This is a genomic window from Paenibacillus sp. 01T424, assembly GCF_056398745.1.
The window spans coordinates 25,804-44,419 of record NZ_JBFTPZ010000027.1 but is presented as its reverse complement, the minus strand read 5'-3'; the positions used below and the strand labels follow the sequence as shown (position 1 = coordinate 44,419).

Annotated in this window: 18 protein-coding genes; all 18 read left to right on the top strand. The window is 44.1% G+C overall.

Features of this window, described 5'->3' with window-relative positions; genetic code table 11:
• The first annotated feature begins 19 nt into the window (after positions 1–19).
• Positions 20–895, top strand: coding sequence for a 4-hydroxy-tetrahydrodipicolinate synthase (gene dapA, locus AC1DPK_RS19815; RefSeq protein ID WP_076269197.1), 876 nt, complete (start codon positions 20–22; stop codon positions 893–895).
• A gap of 433 nt (positions 896–1,328) precedes the next feature.
• Positions 1,329–3,008 (top strand): ribonuclease J, encoded by a 1,680-nt coding sequence (locus AC1DPK_RS19810; RefSeq protein ID WP_053375776.1) that lies wholly within the window; start codon positions 1,329–1,331, stop codon positions 3,006–3,008.
• 216 nt (positions 3,009–3,224) lie between these two features.
• Positions 3,225–3,962, top strand: a complete 738-nt coding sequence (locus AC1DPK_RS19805; protein ID WP_430055122.1) for a ClpP family protease — start codon at positions 3,225–3,227, stop codon at positions 3,960–3,962.
• The gene (locus AC1DPK_RS19800; protein ID WP_076269198.1) at positions 3,959–4,171 is read left to right on the top strand and encodes a YlzJ-like family protein; all 213 of its coding nucleotides are present in this window, start codon (positions 3,959–3,961) and stop codon (positions 4,169–4,171) included. The genes AC1DPK_RS19805 and AC1DPK_RS19800 overlap by 4 nt, the downstream gene beginning before the upstream one ends.
• 81 nt (positions 4,172–4,252) lie before the next feature.
• Positions 4,253–6,925, top strand: a complete 2,673-nt coding sequence (locus AC1DPK_RS19795) for an FtsK/SpoIIIE family DNA translocase (RefSeq protein ID WP_441881229.1) — start codon at positions 4,253–4,255, stop codon at positions 6,923–6,925.
• A 118-nt stretch (positions 6,926–7,043) separates the two neighbouring features.
• Complete coding sequence (gene sleB / locus AC1DPK_RS19790) at positions 7,044–7,829, top strand: spore cortex-lytic enzyme (protein ID WP_076269200.1); 786 nt, start codon at positions 7,044–7,046, stop codon at positions 7,827–7,829.
• 147 nt (positions 7,830–7,976) lie between these two features.
• Positions 7,977–9,251, top strand: a complete 1,275-nt coding sequence (yfmF, locus tag AC1DPK_RS19785; RefSeq protein WP_477511408.1) for an EF-P 5-aminopentanol modification-associated protein YfmF — start codon at positions 7,977–7,979, stop codon at positions 9,249–9,251.
• Positions 9,252–9,254: 3 nt separating this feature from the next.
• Positions 9,255–10,541 (top strand): EF-P 5-aminopentanol modification-associated protein YfmH, encoded by a 1,287-nt coding sequence (yfmH, locus tag AC1DPK_RS19780; protein WP_477511407.1) that lies wholly within the window; start codon positions 9,255–9,257, stop codon positions 10,539–10,541.
• A complete protein-coding gene (gene ymfI / locus AC1DPK_RS19775; RefSeq protein WP_076269202.1) occupies positions 10,538–11,284 on the top strand; it encodes an elongation factor P 5-aminopentanone reductase in 747 nt (248 codons plus the stop codon). Before yfmH ends, ymfI begins: the two co-directional genes overlap by 4 nt.
• A gap of 108 nt (positions 11,285–11,392) precedes the next feature.
• A complete protein-coding gene (locus tag AC1DPK_RS19770; protein WP_076269203.1) occupies positions 11,393–11,644 on the top strand; it encodes a DUF3243 domain-containing protein in 252 nt (83 codons plus the stop codon).
• Between the two features lie 189 nt (positions 11,645–11,833).
• Positions 11,834–12,601, top strand: coding sequence for a DUF3388 domain-containing protein (locus AC1DPK_RS19765; protein WP_076269204.1), 768 nt, complete (start codon positions 11,834–11,836; stop codon positions 12,599–12,601).
• A gap of 18 nt (positions 12,602–12,619) precedes the next feature.
• Positions 12,620–13,576, top strand: a complete 957-nt coding sequence (locus AC1DPK_RS19760; RefSeq protein ID WP_477511406.1) for a RodZ domain-containing protein — start codon at positions 12,620–12,622, stop codon at positions 13,574–13,576.
• A 28-nt stretch (positions 13,577–13,604) separates the two neighbouring features.
• Positions 13,605–14,099, top strand: a complete 495-nt coding sequence (locus AC1DPK_RS19755) for a YajQ family cyclic di-GMP-binding protein (RefSeq protein ID WP_076269206.1) — start codon at positions 13,605–13,607, stop codon at positions 14,097–14,099.
• A 251-nt stretch (positions 14,100–14,350) separates the two neighbouring features.
• Positions 14,351–14,494: a hypothetical protein gene (locus tag AC1DPK_RS19750; RefSeq protein WP_179089831.1), complete on the top strand. Its 144-nt coding sequence runs from the start codon at positions 14,351–14,353 to the stop codon at positions 14,492–14,494.
• Entirely contained in the window at positions 14,491–15,066 is a 576-nt protein-coding gene (gene pgsA / locus AC1DPK_RS19745; RefSeq protein ID WP_138751526.1) for a CDP-diacylglycerol--glycerol-3-phosphate 3-phosphatidyltransferase, read from the top strand. The genes AC1DPK_RS19750 and pgsA overlap by 4 nt, the downstream gene beginning before the upstream one ends.
• A 92-nt stretch (positions 15,067–15,158) precedes the next feature.
• Positions 15,159–16,409, top strand: coding sequence for a competence/damage-inducible protein A (locus AC1DPK_RS19740; protein WP_477511405.1), 1,251 nt, complete (start codon positions 15,159–15,161; stop codon positions 16,407–16,409).
• A 258-nt stretch (positions 16,410–16,667) separates the two neighbouring features.
• Positions 16,668–17,717 (top strand): recombinase RecA, encoded by a 1,050-nt coding sequence (gene recA / locus AC1DPK_RS19735; protein ID WP_054028920.1) that lies wholly within the window; start codon positions 16,668–16,670, stop codon positions 17,715–17,717.
• 79 nt (positions 17,718–17,796) lie between these two features.
• Positions 17,797–18,501, top strand: coding sequence for a regulatory protein RecX (locus AC1DPK_RS19730; RefSeq protein ID WP_477511404.1), 705 nt, complete (start codon positions 17,797–17,799; stop codon positions 18,499–18,501).
• The last annotated feature ends 115 nt before the right edge of the window (positions 18,502–18,616 follow it).

The window sequence follows — 18,616 nt, the reverse complement described above, 5'->3', positions numbered from 1 at the left end:
TTTTTTGGGAGGAATTCAGATGGAATTTGGAAGACTAATTACCGCAATGGTAACCCCATTTGATGCGGACGGTCATATTGATTGGGAAACGACAGCAAAATTAATTGATTATTTGATTGAGGAGCAGCAAAGCGATAGTCTTGTCGTTTCAGGCACGACTGGCGAATCACCGACGCTCTCCGATGAAGAAAAACTGGAACTGTTCCGATTTGCTGTTAAGCATGCGAATGGTCGTTGCAAAATCATTGCTGGTACGGGCAGCAACAACACAGCCCATTCCATCCATCTGACAAAAGATGCAGAAGCAGCTGGCGTTGATGGCATTTTGCTTGTTGCTCCATATTATAACCGTCCTAGTCAAGAAGGACTTTATCAGCACTTTAAGGCTATTGCTGAAGCAACAAAATTGCCTATTCTTTTGTATAATGTGGAAGGTCGTACGGGAGTCAATATCTCTGTCGAAACGACGCTTCGCTTAGCACAAATCGACAATGTTGTGGCGACAAAAGATTGTGCTTCAACAGATCAATTAACTCAAATTATTAGTGGTGCTCCTGCAGGATTTAAAGTATACAGCGGGGACGACAGTGCTACACTTCCTGCTTTAGCTATTGGAGCTTACGGAATCGTTAGCGTTGCGGGACATGTCGTTGGCGCGCAAATGAAACAATTAATCGAAGCCTATGTGAACGGGAACGTTCAGGAAGCTGCTCGAATAAATGGTATTTTACATCCAATTTTCAGAGGTTTATTCTATTGTCCTCATCCTGTACCTAATCCTGTGGCCGTGAAATTTGCACTTGGCTTAAAAGGTTTGCCAGTTGGAGGAGTTAGACTTCCGCTTGTTACTGTGACCGAGGCTGAGGCCGCATTCTTACGCAATTTACTGGTGTAAATACACGTAATCGTTGATTGCAGCCGGTGCATCCAGCATCGGTTTTATTTTTTTGGGAAGCATATTGCATAATAGCAATATCGTGTTTCACTTGTATTCCAGCTTTTTCTTCATGTATAATGATTTCAAGTGACTGGGTGCGGCAAATATTTGGAAATGAAATTAACGTCAGAGCGGCATCTGACGATAACAACGCATAGGTAAACAATGTTCGGCATTAATTACCTGTGGATCCGTACAAAATAAATATTGCTTTTCCATATTACGACAATACTTACGAGGCCATTATAGCTTCGCAATAATAATTAGATGCTTACGGAGCCGTTCGCTTCGAAATATTTAAGAAAATGCTTACAAAGCTATTTTGCTTCGAAAATTAACCCAATGATTACGAAGCGAATTTCGCTTCGCAAAATTTTAAGGAGGAAAACACTTGTCTAAGAAGAACAACCAGGATAAATTGCTCATTTTTGCACTAGGCGGAGTTGGCGAGATCGGGAAAAACATGTACGTCATCCAATATAACAATGATATCGTTGTAGTTGACTCAGGACTTAAGTTCCCTGAAGAGGACATGCTCGGAATCGATATTGTTATCCCTGACATCTCTTACCTAACGGAAAATCGCGACAAAGTTCGCGGAATTATTATTACACATGGTCACGAGGATCATATTGGCGGTTTGCCTTATGTACTAAAAAGCTTAAATGTGCCATTATATGCAACAAAACTAACACTCGGACTTATCGAAGGAAAATTGAAGGAAGCCGGCTTGCTCGGAGAAACGAAACGTATTCTCATCAATGCAGATAGCGAAATTCAATTAGGCACGATTCGTGCATCCTTCTTCAGAACGAACCACAGTATTCCAGATTCCGTTGGTGTCAGCTTGGATACACCGGAAGGTACTGTCGTTCATACAGGTGACTTTAAATTTGACCATACGCCAGTGAATGAGCAATTTGCTGACTTGCAGCGTATTGCTGAGATTGGCAAGCGCGGCGTTTTGGCGCTATTGTCAGACAGTACAAATGCTGAACGTCCAGGATATACGCCATCTGAAGCACAAGTTGGCGACAATCTAGAGGATATTTTCCGCAAATCGTCACAACGCGTTGTCGTAGCAACTTTTGCTTCCAACGTACACCGGATTCAACAAATTATAAATGCTGCTATTGCAACAAAACGTAAGATTGCGGTTGTTGGCCGCAGTATGGTTAACGTTGTAGGTATCGCTTCTGATCTTGGCTACTTGAATATTCCAGAGGGAATGATTATTGAGCCGGAAGAAGTAAACAAATTAGCTGCTGATCGTGTTGTTATTTTGTGTACAGGCAGTCAAGGCGAGCCGATGTCGGCGCTTACTCGCATGGCACGTTCGACACATCGCAAAGTTGATATTTTACCAGGCGACACCGTTATTATTGCGGCAACACCAATTCCGGGCAACGAAAGATATGTTGGTCGTACTGTTGATGAATTATTCCGCCTTGGTGCAAATGTTATTTACGGAAATGGTTCCGTTTCAGGCGTTCACGTATCTGGTCACGGCAGCCAAGAAGAACTTAAGCTTATGCTTAACTTGATTAAGCCAAAATACTTCATTCCTATCCACGGTGAATATCGTATGCTTCGTCAGCATGCGAAGCTTGGAGAAGCAATCGGAATTGAGCGCGAGAACATCTTCGTTATTGATAACGGTGATACAGTTGAGTTCCAGAACGGCAGCGGCCGCAAAGGCTCGAAAGTACAAGCAGGAAACGTATTGATTGATGGATTGGGCGTAGGCGATGTTGGTAACATTGTATTGCGTGATCGCAAGCTATTGTCGCAAGATGGCATTTTGGTCGTTGTTGTTACATTAAGCAAACAAGATGGCGCGATCTTGTCTGGTCCAGATATTATTTCTCGCGGTTTCGTTTATGTTCGTGAATCCGAAGGTCTTCTTGATGAAGCCAATCGCATCGTGACATCGACGCTTACACGTTTGATGAATGATAAAGTAAATGAGTGGGCATCGCTCAAAACGAATGTGAAGGATGCGCTTGGTCGTTTCTTGTACGAGCAGACTCGTCGTCGTCCAATGATTTTGCCAATCATTATGGAAGTTTAACATATAAATAATTAATGAATAGAATCGCTTGTCCTTTCCGCAATTGCCGCGGCGGACACAAGCGATTCTTTTTTTATATAAGAACAGAAGACTTTTCTGCTTGGTTTGTCAAATCAAGAGATCTAGACTGTATTTTGTATAAATTTTTGACCAGACCTCATACTATGACGAGCATCAACATAAGAGGGGGATATTTAAATGAATGGTCACACAAACATGCAGTTTACTTCAGAGCAGCCTGAACAACCTATTCCAGACGATAAAAAAAAGGCGAATGCTGTTGTCGAAACGATTCAGCAGCTTGGTCAGACAGCGGCTCCTGCATTGACGGAATCCAATATCTTTTGTATGACCATCATTGGGCAAGTGGAGGGACATCTCGTTTTGCCTCCGCAAAATAAAACGACTAAATATGAGCATCTTATTCCACAACTCGTAGCAGCTGAACAAAATCATAAAATTGAAGGTGTGTTTATCGTTCTGAATACTGTAGGCGGCGATGTCGAGGCAGGACTCGCAATAGCTGAGATGATTTCATCACTCAGCAAGCCAACAGTAACGCTCGTGCTTGGCGGAGGACACTCTATAGGCGTTCCGATTGCCGTTGCTGGCGATATGTCGTTTATTGCAGAAACAGCAACAATGACGATACATCCAATTCGTCTAAACGGTTTAGTAATCGGTGTACCACAAACCTTTGAATATTTGGATAAAATGCAGGAGCGCGTCGTACGATTTGTAACTTCGCACTCGAACGTGACGGAACATACATTTAAAGAGCTCATGTTCAAGACGGGGGAGCTTACACGGGATATAGGAACTACGGTTATTGGGTCTGATGCAGTCAAGCATGGTCTGATTGATGCCGTTGGCGGCTTGGGTGAGGCGTTAAAGGAATTAAACCGAAGAATTGAGGCTTCCAAGCTCGGCAGAATTGAGGTGAATATCCAATGACACTTTATACGAATATGCCTCTTGAGGTTGTGCTGGAGGGCTTTAATGACGAAATGGAGCAATCGCAAGAGGTATGGTCAAATGGTGTAAAGATGCAGGTGACTCCCATCGCACCGGGAATGGGGAAAATTATTCGATTATTAGATTGCAGCCTCGACGACTATCTCAATCCAAATTTAATGCCGGGCACGATTGTGAATTATAAATAAGGAACAAACAAATGTTCGTGCAAATGTCTCATAGGAACATTTGCCCACCTATGGTATAATCTTTTACCAGAGGTGACGGATTTGGCAAAGAAAAAGAGACGAAAAAAATCAATTGGCACAAACTTAAAATATGAAGTATATGGAATTTTGCTTATTACAATATCAATTATTGCCCTCTCTGGAGAGGCGGCTGTCGGGCGCTCGTTATCCAAGCTATTTGGGCTTGTGCTCGGCAAGTTTTATTTTGTATTAGCACTAATTGGGATTGTCATTGGACTTGCTGTCATGATCAAACGCGCTTGGCCTAAAGGGTGGACGAACAAGCGAACAGGCTTGTTTATCATGGTGCTTGCATTTACACTCATGAGCTCCATATCTGAAATTGATCAAAAGCTGAGCCCTACGGTTGATTTGACAGGGTCGAAGATTTTTAATCAGCTTAGCAGCGATTTAAAATTATCTTTAATAAGTGTACCGGCCGAAAATGATTTACCGATCAGAGACAAAGAAATAAGCGGTGGTTTTGTAGGCGCTATTCAATATTCATTATTTTTCTCTTTGTTCGGGTATTATGGCGCGAAGCTTATTATGTTTGTTATGTTCGCGATCTCTATCATGCTTATGACAGGTAAGTCGTATGTGGAGTTAGGGAGATTGGTTACGACCCGTGGCAATCGTATGTTCAAGCTGCTTGCAGCTAAATGGGAGAAGAGAGCTTCTCTGCGTGCTGCCGCAGCTGCACAAGCGAGTGCCAATGTTGGACAGGCTGATTTTGATGATGATGATGAAACAATTGATGACGATCATGAAAGTTATGTTGCTGCTCCTCCTAAGAAGAAGAAGAGAAGATCTTTGTTTTTCTCTTGGAGACAGGATCAAGATGAGGAAGAGTCTGATACTTCCAGTCATCCGCAGGATGAATGGGTGTTCGAGCCAAATGGAACGGATACGCTTGCAAGCGCGAAGCCTGCCTGGCAAAATGATATCGAACCGCCTTGGGAGAAATCCGGCGCTGATTTACATACAGATTTGACTCCAGATGAGCATGACAGCACGCCGCCATGGGAAAATGCTGGTGATGGTCTTATAATCGACCATGAGCCGCTTGTAGCTAATCGTGATGAAGCATGGAACCAAACGAATCCTATTCAGGAATTAGCCGATTCAGAGCTGCTTAACGATACTCAGGAAGAGGCTGAGGATGATGATACGGATTTATTGGAGCCTGAAATAATCGCGGCTGGTGCTAATTCTTCAGAAGCGCTTGTATATGAGGAAGATACGGAGCAACCGATTCCGAAACGTCCTATTGCCGAAGAGAACGCACCTAAACCTTACCTGCTGCCGCCTTTTACGCTGCTTACTAAACCGAATTTAATGAGCAAAAATGCTGATGCGTCCGACATGTACGACTCTCGCCGAAAGCTGGAGGCAACGCTGGAAAGCTTTGGCGTACGTGCTAAGGTACTGGATGTTGTTCGCGGGCCAGCAGTAACTCGTTATGAAGTTCAGCCGGCAACGGGCGTTAAGGTTAGCCGAATTGTTGGTTTAACGGATGATATCGCTCTTGCGTTAGCAGCTAAGGATATTCGGATGGAGGCACCGATCCCGGGGAAATCAGCCATAGGGATAGAAGTGCCAAATATGGAGGTTTCCGTCGTAACGATGCGAGAGGTAATGGAAACCACTGCGTTTCAAAATGCTGCCTCCAAATTGTCTATCGCGTTCGGCCGAGATATATCTGGACAGACGATCGTAGGCAACTTAGCCAAAATGCCCCATTTGCTTGTAGCAGGTGCTACAGGTTCGGGTAAATCCGTTTGTATTAACGGCATTATTACGAGTATTTTGTATAAGGCTGCGCCAGACGAGGTTAAATTTCTTATGATTGACCCAAAAATGGTTGAGCTGAACGTATACAATGGAATTCCGCATTTGCTCGCTCCAGTTGTTACGAATCCTAAGCGTGCTTCTCTGGCTCTAAAGAAAATTGTTGTTGAGATGGAAAGCCGCTATGAGCTTTTCTCCAAATCCGCAACTCGCAATATCGAAGGCTACAACAATTTAATGGCCGATAATCCTGCAGCTGTTCTTCCTTATATCGTTGTTATTGTGGACGAGCTTGCTGACTTGATGATGGTTGCTGCAAACGATGTAGAGGACTCCATTGCAAGGCTTGCTCAAATGGCGCGTGCAGCTGGTATTCATCTTATCATTGCAACGCAGCGGCCATCAGTCGATGTCATTACGGGCGTTATTAAAGCAAACATTCCTTCCCGTATTGCTTTCGGTGTATCTTCTCAGGTAGACTCTCGCACCATTCTTGATATGGTAGGAGCGGAAAAGCTGCTTGGTCGCGGTGATATGCTTTTCTTGCCGGTTGGAATGTCGAAGCCGATAAGGGTGCAAGGGGCCTTTTTATCCGATCAAGAAGTAGAATCATTAGTAAACTACGCACGCGGTCAAGCCGAAGCGCAGTATAAAGAGGATCTTGTACCGGAAGTTGAAGAGGACTCAACGGATGGGAACGAAATGCTGGATGAGCTTTATGATCAAGCGGTACAAGTGATATTGGAAGCGAAGCAGGCATCGGTTTCCTTGCTGCAGCGGCGAATGAGAATTGGCTATACTAGAGCGGCAAGATTGATCGACCAAATGGAGGCTCGCTCTATTGTTGGTCCTTATGAAGGCAGTAAGCCGCGGGAAGTGCTAATTACACTCGATCAATTTCAAGCTGGAAGAGCTAGCTCATAATTTCCGAAGTTTGCAGAAAACGGAACGAAGTGCATAGAAGTGGGATCAACTTCTCATACTAAAGTTAGGTAACGCTACCTTAAGCGAACTAACTTGCAAGAGAAAGGCAGATCCCATCATGAGAAATCGTTTGATTTTGGTGACCTCGATTATCGTGCTGTTGTTGTTCGGTTCCTTTTCGTTACTGAGCGGAAAGCATGACGGAGTAAAGGAAACGTTCAGCAACGCCACCTTAACTGTTGGCTCAACTGGACAAGACGTAAAAGAATTGCAAGGACGGCTAAAGCACCTCGGTTATTTTAAAGGTGATATAGACGGGAAGTTTGGATCGAGCACAAAAAATGCGGTCACATGGTTTCAATGGAAGTTTGGGCTTAAATCGGACGGTATTGTCGGTGCCAAAACAAAGCTGAAGCTTTGGGAAGCAACAAAAAAATGGACGCCATCAGCAGCAGCCCCGCCTGCTTCCGGTTCTAATTCTGGCGGTAAAGAAGATGCTGGTTCTTCCGGCAATAAGGCACCCATTGGAGGTTCCAACCGATTAGGCTTGTCGGAAAATGACATACAGATTATGGCTAATGCCGTATACGGTGAAGCAAGAGGCGAGCCGTATGAAGGCCAAATCGCGGTTGCTGCGGTTATCATTAACCGTATGAAGTCTCAAAGTTTCCCTAACACGATTTATGGCGTCATCTTCCAGCCTGGTGCCTTTACAGCGGTTGCTGACGGGCAAATTTGGCTTACGCCTAATGCGAAAGCGCGCGAGGCAGTTATGGATGCCATTAACGGCCAAGATCCTTCTGGCGGTTGTCTTTATTATTTCAATCCAGAAACAGCAACCTCGAAATGGATCTGGACAAGAACACAAATTAAAACAATCGGCAAGCATATATTCTGTATGTAACTATAAGCCATTCTCGAAAGGAAGCAGCCGTTACTGCCTAGTGCAGCAGTGGTTGCTTCTTCCATTTCCTATAGGTTAGAATGGTATAGTGATTTGTTTAATGGAATAGATTTACTCTATAACGCGCCGTTGAAAGGAGCAAACCGTGTGTCCACATTTGAAAGAGGGCAGCTGCAGCGCATTCGTCTGCATGTATTGCCTACAAAACGATTCAAAACGTTTGCCATTTCGTTATTTGCGGGACTTTCACTTGAAGAAGCAACAGTAACACCGGTTGCTCTTATTCCGTTTGTACTGAGAAGAGGCACGGCGAAATTACCAGAAACGATTACTTTTCGTGAGAAGCTTGACGATTTATATGGAGCAGGCTTTGGGTTCGATGTATATAAAAGAGGCGACTCTCAGATTGTCCAATTTCGAATGGATGTCATAAATGATGAGTTTGTTTCATCCGATACTCCACTTCTTGCAGAATCGCTGCAATTTCTAGGTGATGTAATAACAGATCCGCTCATAGATCAGAATGGTTTCCATCAGAAGTATGTAGATGCCGAAAAAACGACGCTCAAAAAACGTTTAGAGGCGATCGTCAATGATAAAATTCGATACGCCGCAGAGCGCTGCTTGGAAGAAATGTGCGCGGATGAGCCTTATCGTTTGCATCCACTAGGCAAGCTTGCTGAAATCGAATCCATTACCTCATCTTCACTGTATGATTCCTATTTGCAGTGGCTGGATAATGCAGCACTTGACTTGTATGTCGTTGGAGATACGACGCTTGAGGAAGTAACGAAGCTTGTGGCGAGCGCCTTCAAGTTGAAGGATGGTTCACCATCTGCTTATTCCACTCCGAATATCCATCACCCTGTTAAGGAAGTGAAACAGGTTACAGAACGGATGGAGGTCAGTCAAGGCAAGCTGAATTTAGGGCTTCGTACGGGAGTCGGGTATGTTGATGATGCTTATCCAGCTGCATTAATGTACAACGGCATCTTGGGCGGATACCCTCATTCGAAGCTTTTCTTGAATGTGCGCGAGAAAGAGAGTTTGGCTTATTACGCTGCATCCCGTCTTGATGGACATAAAGGGTTATGCACAATTCAATCCGGAATTGAGTTTGCAAATTACGAGCGAGCAGTTGTGATTATTAAAGAGCAGCTTGAAAGCATGCGTCAAGGAAAACTCTCGGAGCTTGAGATGAACCAAACCAAGGCGATGATATCCAATCACCTCCGTGAGCTTCAAGACTCAGCGTATGAGATGATTGCTTATGATTTTAATGGCGTGTTAACGGGTAAAGATCGAAGTGCAGAGCAGCTGCTTGAGCAGGTTCAAGCGGTAACCGCTGAGGATATCGTTAAGGTTGCAGAGCAAGTACAGCTCGATACGATTTACTTTTTGCGCGATCGAAAGGAGGCATAAAAGGTGCAAACCCTAAATTATCCAAATGTTCAGGAAACCTTGTATCGTGAAGTGCTTGATAATGGACTTGAAGTTATCGTGCTTCCGAAGGAAGGCTTCCATAAAACGTACGCGACATTTTCTACAAAATACGGTTCCGTTGACAACCGTTTTTCAGTTGGCAGCCAGCCGCCTGTAAAAGTGCCGGACGGTATTGCACATTTCTTGGAGCATAAAATGTTTGAAGAGCCTACAGGCGATATTTTCGCAGTATTTGCCTCTCAAGGTGCATCGGCTAATGCCTTTACGAGCTTTGACCGAACCGTATACTTGTTTTCGGCTACGGAGCAAATCAACGCGAATTTAGAGACGCTTATCAATTTTGTTCAGAATCCTTATTTTACGGATACAAATGTGGAGAAGGAAAAAGGGATCATTGAGCAAGAAATCAATATGTACCGCGACAATCCGGATTGGAGAGTTTATTTTGGATTGATTGATGCGCTTTATCATGAGCATCCTGTTCATATTGATATCGCCGGCACTGTCGAGTCCATCAGGCAAATAGATAAGGAAACGCTATATCGCTGCTATGAAACGTTTTATCACCCATCAAATATGTTGTTGTTTGTTGTTGGCGGAGTGAAGGCGGAGGAAGTATTCCAGCTTGTCCGCGACAATCAAAATAGTAAGTCGTTTGAACCTCAAGGACCGATTGAACGTTATTTTGAGAAAGAGCCGGAAACAGTAAAAATTGCGCGTAAGGTAACGGAGCTTCCTGTATCATTGCCTAAATGCATGCTGGGCTTCAAAGAAAAGCAGGCAGGTCTTGAAGGGGAAGCGCTTCTTCGTCAAGAAGTAACGACCAAGCTGATGTTGGATGCTTTGATTGGGCCTAGCTCTAAGCTTTATCAGCAGCTGTATGAAAATGATCTGATCTCTGATTCATTTGGAAGCGAGTATAATTCGAGCACGGGTTATGCTTTCTCCGTTATCGGCGGAGATACTCCAAATCCTGATGAGCTTATTAAGCAAATCCGAACGGCGGTTGAAGCCGTTTTGGTAAGCGGTATTGAGCCTACTGCGTTTGAAAGATCCAAACGTAAAAAAATCGGTGGATATTTGCGTATGCTTAACTCCCCAGAAGCAATTGCCGGTGAATTTACAAGATATCGATTCCGTGACAGCGACATGTTCGACGTCCTCGATTTCTATGAGAAATGTACACTTGAAGAAGTGAATGAACGGCTCCGCGAGCATTTTGATTTCGATCAGCTTGCAGTATCCATTGTGGAACAGCCTTCAAAATGAAGACGCTCCAACAGATGACGGTTCTTATTACGGGGGGAAGCCGCGGCATCGGAGCAGCTATTGCTAAACGATTTGCAGCGGAAGGCGTAAATATCGTTATCCATTACTTGCAATCTCATGAGACAGCAAATGAAACGGCACGGATGTGTATGGCTCTTGGCGCGAATGTGTTAACCATTTCTGCTGATCTGCGCTCTAAGGAGCAGCTGGAGCGGATGCGGGAGAAGCTGGAGAGCCATAATATGCTTCCCGATATATTGGTTAATAATGGCGGAATTTCACATTATGGCATGTTAATGGATGTGACAGAGGAAGAATGGGATGATGTGATGGCGGTCAACCTAAAAGGAATGTTCCTTTGTTCGCAGCTATTTATGCCGAATATGATTGCACAGCGCTTTGGCCGCATCATAAATGTTTCTTCTATTTGGGGAATGTCAGGTGCTTCGTGCGAGGTTCTCTATTCCACGACGAAGGGTGGCATGAACGCCTTTACTAAGGCGCTGGCGAAAGAGCTGGCGCCGACAGGCGTTACTGTTAATGCGGTTGCTCCTGGTGCAGTTGAGACAGAAATGATGGATGGGTTCAATGCGGAGGAAAAGGCAGCTATTCAGCAGGAAATTCCGGTTGGACGTTTTGGCTCAACAGATGAAATTGCCTCACTTGTATATTTTCTTGCACTGCCGGAATCTTCCTATATTACGGGCCAAGTCATTAGTCCGAATGGCGGATGGCATACGTAGTCGGTGGCTGCTGCTTCTTGGGACAAGCTTGTTGCATAATTAGAACAGTGTTTACGCATCATATGACTGTTGATGATTTTTTTCTATACCCTTAGGAGGCGAAGAAACATGTCAACCGTACTTTCTAATTTTGCAACATGGAAGCAATTTTTGGCAGAGCGTGTATCGCAAGCCAAAAAAATCGGCATGACGGAAGAAACGATTTCAAGCTTAGCTTACGAAATCGGTACTTTTCTCGACGAGAAGGTCGATCCGAAAAATGAGGAAGAACGCGTATTGAAGCAGCTATGGGACGCTGGCGATGAAGCAGAACGCAAAACACTTGCGTGCTTAATGGTCAAGCTTGTTCAGGAGTCTTAGCAGCAATCGTACGAAATCGTCATCTTCCTTAACAGAAGCAGAAGCAGAAGAGCCTCCTCTAGGAGGCTTTTCTGCAATGTTTCTTTTTGGGTTGCAGGATTGTGACGAAACTTGTAGAATTATGTTTCATGATGTATGTAATCTTTTTTTACATACTTCTACAAGAACAGGTTTAGGACGGTGACCGCTTTGGAATCGAAACAATGGTACATGGAATACAAAATACATAAAAACCGCCCGGGATTACTTGGAGATATCGCCTCATTGCTCGGTATGCTTGAGGTTAATATTATGACAATTAACGGTGTGGAAGATAGAACAAGGGGCATGCTGCTTCAAACTGACGATGATGAGAAGATTGAATTGCTTGGCAAAATGCTGCAAAAAGTAGATAATATTACTGTTAACAAACTGAGAACGCCTACAATTGTAGATATTTTGGCAGTGCGCCATGGACGCTACATTGAACGTGACTCTGATGATCGCAAGACGTTTCGTTTTACACGTGATGAGCTGGGCATTTTGGTCGATTTTTTGGGTGAAGTGTTTAAACGAGACGGCAATCAGGTTATAGGTGTAAGAGGGATGCCACGAGTTGGGAAGACGGAATCCATTATTGCAGGAAGCGTATGCTCGAACAAAAGATGGTCCTTTGTGTCCTCCACCTTATTGCGCCAGACGGTTAGAAGCCAGATGTCAGAGGACGAAATGCAGCCGAATACGATTTTTATCATTGATGGTATCGTCAGTACGATTCGTTCAAATGAAAAGCACTACAGCTTGCTTCAGGAAATTATGGCTATGCCATCAACTAAAGTAATTGAGCATCCGGACATATTTATTAAGGAATCCAATTACGATTATAGCCATTTTGATATAATTGTTGAATTACGGAACAACCCAGATGAAGAAATTTCTTATGAGTCTTTTACAACTAACTATACAGACGATTTCTAATCGGAAGGAGGCCGTCTCATGTCTGACTTAGGAGAATTGCTTCGCAAGGCGAGAGAGCAACGTGGATTAACGCTTGACGATATTCAAGAAACGACGAAAATTAGAAAACGGTATTTGGAAGCGATTGAAAGTGGAGACCACACGGTTTTGCCTGGTCCTTTTTATGTACGAGCATTTGTGAAAAATTACTCAGAAGCTGTTGGGCTTGATCCGGACGAAGTGCTTCGTTTGTATCAGCATGAGGTGCCTGCAGCGCCGGTAGAACAAATATCTGAGCCGATTGTATCAAGATCACCAAGACGTGTGCAGTCCCAGTCTTCAGAAAGACTAGGGAAAATCGGCTTCAATGTGATGATGTGGTCGTTTCTTATTTTAATTGTTGTCGTCATCTGGGTGTATGTTATTAATAATGACACAGGTGGTGCCAAACAAACCGACAACAATACCAATATCACGGAAGTTTCCAAACCTCCAGCTACGAACGAGGGAGGAACCGCGGGTGGAAACGAAAACACTCCAACCGACAATCCAACGCCGCCAACACCAACACAAGCACCAACGACGGTTACTTTCGGAAGCAAAGTAGGCAAAGCGGATCAATATGATATCGGTCCTGTTGGCGTTGCCCATAAGGTTGAAGTTAAAGTGAGCGGCGGCAGAAGCTGGTTAGAGGTACGTTCAGACAGCAATCAAGGCGAGAAGCTTTATTCTGCGAATGCTGAGGATGGCAGTGTAGAATCATTTGAACTTACTGGTCCGCTTTATATCAATGTTGGTAGAGCAGATTTGACGGAAATTAAGGTTGATGGCGTTATTGTTCCTGACGGGGACAGAGCGGGCTCGAAGAAGCTGCTGCTTAAACCTCTAATTGACGAAAACGCTCCAACAGGTGGAAATACTGATACTGGAACTGAATCTGGCACTAACACAGGTACAGGTACAGGTACGGGAACGAATCAAACGAAAACGGAATAATGATTACCGTAACAAAGGAGAGATTGAATTGGCATCAGAAAATGCATTTGATATTGTATCCAAGGTGGATATGCAAGAATTAGCCAATGCGATTAAGCAGGCGGAGCGGGAAATTGAAACACGCTTTGATTTTAAAGGCAGCAAGAGTTCCATTGCACTTGAGAAGGAAGATCTTGTTGTTGCTTCAGAAGATGAGTATAAACTTAAGAGTGTGCTGGACATTTTATTATCCAAAATGGTAAAACGCGGAGTTCCAATTAAAAACATGGACTACGGAAAAATTGAAGGTGCTTCCGGCAATACGGTTCGTCAGCGCATTAAGCTAAGACAGGGTATTGAGCAGGATGTTTCAAAAAAAATTAATATACTTATCCGCGATTCAAAGCTGAAGGTAAAAAGCTTGATTCAAGGCGACCAACTGCGCGTTTCCGGAAAAAGCTTAGATGATTTGCAAGCTGTTATGAAGCTGCTCAGGGAAGCGGATTTGCCTGTAGAGCTTCAATTTACTAATTATCGTTCCTAACAAGCAAAAACGCCTTCAGCGTCCTCTGGATGCTGAAGCAGCTTTGACGAAGAAATATAAGAAGAGTAGGTGCAAAATATATACTTTCTTATATTTAAAAAGGCTTCGTTTCATCGGTTTCCGAGAAACGGGGCTTTTCGTTTTGGTAAAGCCGTAGATGAAAAATGAGGCTTTAGCCGCTTTTGACACGTGTAATGGCATGTATTATACTTGTTTAGACAGCTTTACAGTTGGATCTGGGGGATACATAGATGAGAGAAAAAACACATGCGGTCACTCAAAGCTGCTTAACAAATGAATTGCAGCTGGGACAAAAATCTGATTTTTTTTACAAACAAAGGGTTCGCGTAACGCACACCTATGAGTTAGATCGATCTGAGGAGGGAATTGCGTGAATCTGGCGAACCGCATTACACTAGCCAGAATATTTTTGGTGCCGGTTATTATGTTTTTTCTGCTTATTAAAGTGGATTTGGGGTCGTTCACGATTTCTGACTTCTCCATTACATACAATCAAATTGCAGCGGCACTCATTTTTATTGTGGCAGCAAGCACAGACGGTCTAGATGGTTATATTGCAAGGAAAAACAAAATTGTAACTAACCTCGGCAAGCTGCTTGACCCTTTGGCGGATAAGCTTCTCGTGGCGGCAGTTCTCATTTCACTTGTTGAAATGGATAAACTTAATGCGCTGATTGCCATTGTTATTATCAGTAGAGAGTTTGCTGTTACAGGACTTCGTCAAATCGCACTTTTAGAGGGTTCTGTTATGGCTGCCAGCACTTGGGGAAAATGGAAGACGGCGATTCAAATTACGATGATTATCGCTCTCCTTATTAATAATTTCCCATTCAATTTTATTGATTTTCCATTCGATGTTATCGCAAGCTGGGTAGCAGCTGCTATTACGGTTTACTCAGGCATTGATTATTTCTTGAAAAACAAACATCTGATTCCGGTAGAATAATGGTAAAGCATCTTTCCGTCAAAAAGGGGAGATGCTTTTGCTTATATGCCTGTATTTACTCATACATTTGAATATGAAGGAGAACTTGAATCATGAAAGCAGAAATTATTGCAGTCGGGACAGAGCTGCTGCTCGGGCAAATTGTTAATACGAATGCCCAATACTTATCGCAGAAGCTTGCAGAGTTGGGTGTAGACGTCTATTTTCAGACTGTAGTTGGGGATAATTCTGCTCGCCTGAGGCAAGCCATTGAGATCGGCAGAAGCCGAGCGGATTTGCTTGTTTTTACTGGCGGACTCGGACCAACACAAGATGATCTTACAAAAGATGTATTAGCTGATTATTTGAACCGTGAGCTGAGTATTCATGAGCCGTCTATGTCAGCAATTGAGCAGATGTTCAGCTCGCGCGGCATTCATATGGTGGAGAGCAATCGTCGTCAGGCTTTGATGATCGATGGCGGGGTTCCGTTGGAAAATACAACAGGCTTAGCAGTTGGCAACGGTTTGTCTGTTGATGGAACACTTTATTTGCTGCTGCCGGGACCGCCGCGTGAAATGAAGCCGATGATGGAAGGCGCCGGCGAAGGGTGGCTGCGTTCGATGTTGGGAGAGGCCAATCCGCTTTATTCTCGCATTTTAAAGTTTGCGGGGATAGGTGAATCCAACCTCGAAGCTAAGCTTCTGGATCTAATTGATGGGCAGCTTGATCCTACGATCGCACCTTATGCAAAGGAAGGCGAGGTTTCGATACGCGTATCGACCAAAGCGAGCTCTTCCATTGAGGCTGATCTGAAAATCGATAAAAGTGTGCAGCAGATTAAGAATCGGGTAGGCGAGTATTTGTATGCAGAGCAGGATATCCCTCTTGAGGAGGAGGTTATACAACTGCTGAGAGCCTCAAGACGCAAGCTGGCGAGCGCGGAAAGCATTAGTGGGGGTTTGCTTGCCGAGCTAATTACAAACGTTCCTGGAAGCAGTGGAGAGTACGTAGGAGGGGTTGTCACCTACACCAATATAATGAAGCATCATATGCTCAGCATTCCGATGACTCAACTTGAAGGCGAAGGGGCTCCTGGAGCGATTAGCGATTCGACTGCCGCTTTAATGGCAGAGCGGGTTCGAGAACTCTCCGATGCTGATTTTGGCGTTTCTTTGACAGGAGTTGCTGGACCAGCACAATCAGAAGGCAAGCCAGTGGGGCTTGTCTATGTAGGAATTGCCGAGCGCGGCAAACCGACCGCTGTTCATACGCTGAATTTGAGCGGCGGCAGAGGCATGATAAGAATGCGAGCAGTAAAGTCTGCTTTGTATCGTTTGTGGCTTGCGCTGCAAGCACGGTAATTTTGCTGATTAGGAATGGCAGATGCATGTTTGGTAAATGGATGATTGCCATAAATAATGTTTGTCAATTGACGGTTTGACCGTTATAATAAAGCTTAGTTATCGGAAGAACCGTAGCGAAGATTATCTTTGCTGCGGTTTTTTTATGTCCATTTAAGGGGGCGAAGCGAAAAGGCGAATGTATGTTCGAAAAAATGCTTGTCAACCTGCCGGAAAAAAGGTATCATAAAATTATAAATAAAGAAGGATGTGAGTTTCTTGTCGGATCGTCGCGCTGCACTAGAAATGGCTTTGCGTCAAATTGAGAAACAATTTGGTAAAGGCTCCATCATGAAATTGGGAGAATCCACACACATGCAAGTTGAGACCGTGCCTAGCGGTTCGCTTGCTCTAGATATTGCTTTGGGAATAGGCGGATTACCGCGTGGACGGGTTATCGAAATATATGGACCAGAATCTTCTGGTAAAACGACAGTTGCGCTTCACGCGATTGCTGAAGTTCAAAAAATTGGCGGACAAGCTGCCTTTATCGATGCCGAGCATGCGCTTGACCCGCTTTATGCAAGCAAGCTTGGTGTAAATATTGATGAGCTATTGCTTTCGCAGCCTGATACAGGCGAACAAGCTTTGGAAATTGCCGAAGCTCTTGTAAGAAGCGGCGCGGTAGATATTATCGTTATTGACTCCGTTGCGGCACTCGTACCGAAAGCTGAAATCGAAGGCGACATGGGTGATTCTCACGTAGGTCTTCAAGCTCGTCTGATGTCTCAGGCTTTGAGAAAGCTATCGGGAGCAATCAGCAAATCGAAAACAATTGCGATCTTTATTAACCAATTGCGTGAGAAAGTCGGCGTTATGTTCGGTAACCCCGAGACAACACCAGGCGGACGCGCATTGAAATTCTACTCAAGCGTACGTCTTGACGTACGTCGTATTGAGACGCTGAAGCAAGGCAATGACATGATAGGTAACCGTACTCGTATTAAGGTTGTTAAGAACAAGGTTGCTCCACCGTTTAAGCAAGCTGAGGTGGACATCATGTACGGCGAAGGTATTTCCAGAGAAGGTACACTTGTTGATATCGGTGTTGAGATGGATATCGTTCAGAAGAGCGGAGCATGGTTCTCTTACAATGGCGAGCGTCTGGGCCAAGGTCGTGAGAATGCGAAGCAATATTTGAAAGATCACAAGGATGTTGCCGAAGTTATTGAAAAGCAAATTCGCGATGCGAGCAACTTGTCTGCAGCAGCAACTCAGGCTAATTTCAAACCTGATGAAGACGATGAAGAGTTCGAAGATCTAGAATAAATTGTCCGGCAATTATACGTGTTGATGCTTCGCCGTCCTGTTAGGGACGGCGAAGCTGTGTTTAGAGAGGATGTACCGTATGACCGAAAGCCATTCAAGAACCGAAGAAGAATGGATGATATTATCCGTTAAGCAAGACAAAAAAGAACGGAAGTTATACCATCTTTTTGCCGAGTCAGAGAAAGCTATTCTGTCCGTGCATGAAGATATATTGATTCGTTATCGATTGACCAAGGGACAAGTTGTAACCGAAGCTCAGGCCGATGAAATACGAATGGAAGATGAGCGTTATCGGGGATATATAATGGCTATCGCATATTTGGGAGCTAGACCGCGAACGAGAAAGCAGATTGAGCAATATTTGAATCGCAAGTTTTTTGAAGCTGACAATATTCAGTATGCCCTTGACCGTTTAGAAAGAGAGCATATTGTGGATGATGAACAATATGCACGCCAATTTGCGACCAGCCGGCTTAAGAATCGCTTAAAGGGTCGACGGTTCATTCAGCAAGAGCTGCAACAGCGAGGCGTGTCGAAAGAAGCCGCAGCAGAAGCAATCGGTTCACTGGACCAGAAAGTGGAATTAGCATCTGCTAAGAAGGCTGCGGAGAAGAAATGGCGATCTTTAAAAGGCGAACCATTTGAGAAAAAACGTAAGCTTATGGGGTATTTAATGCGCAGCGGCTTTCCGGGAGATATCGTGAAAGACGTGATAAAGTCGATCGATCTGGATGGGGAAGAAGACTCATTCGAGGAAGATGATGGGCTTTTGCTTGACAATTGATTTTACGAAAAGATAAAATGAGGTTGTATTCCTTCATTATTGAATCAATTTTCCTTCCAAAAGTTGATTCAATACGATTATTTTCGTCAAATTAGTAAATGTTTAAACGGTTTGA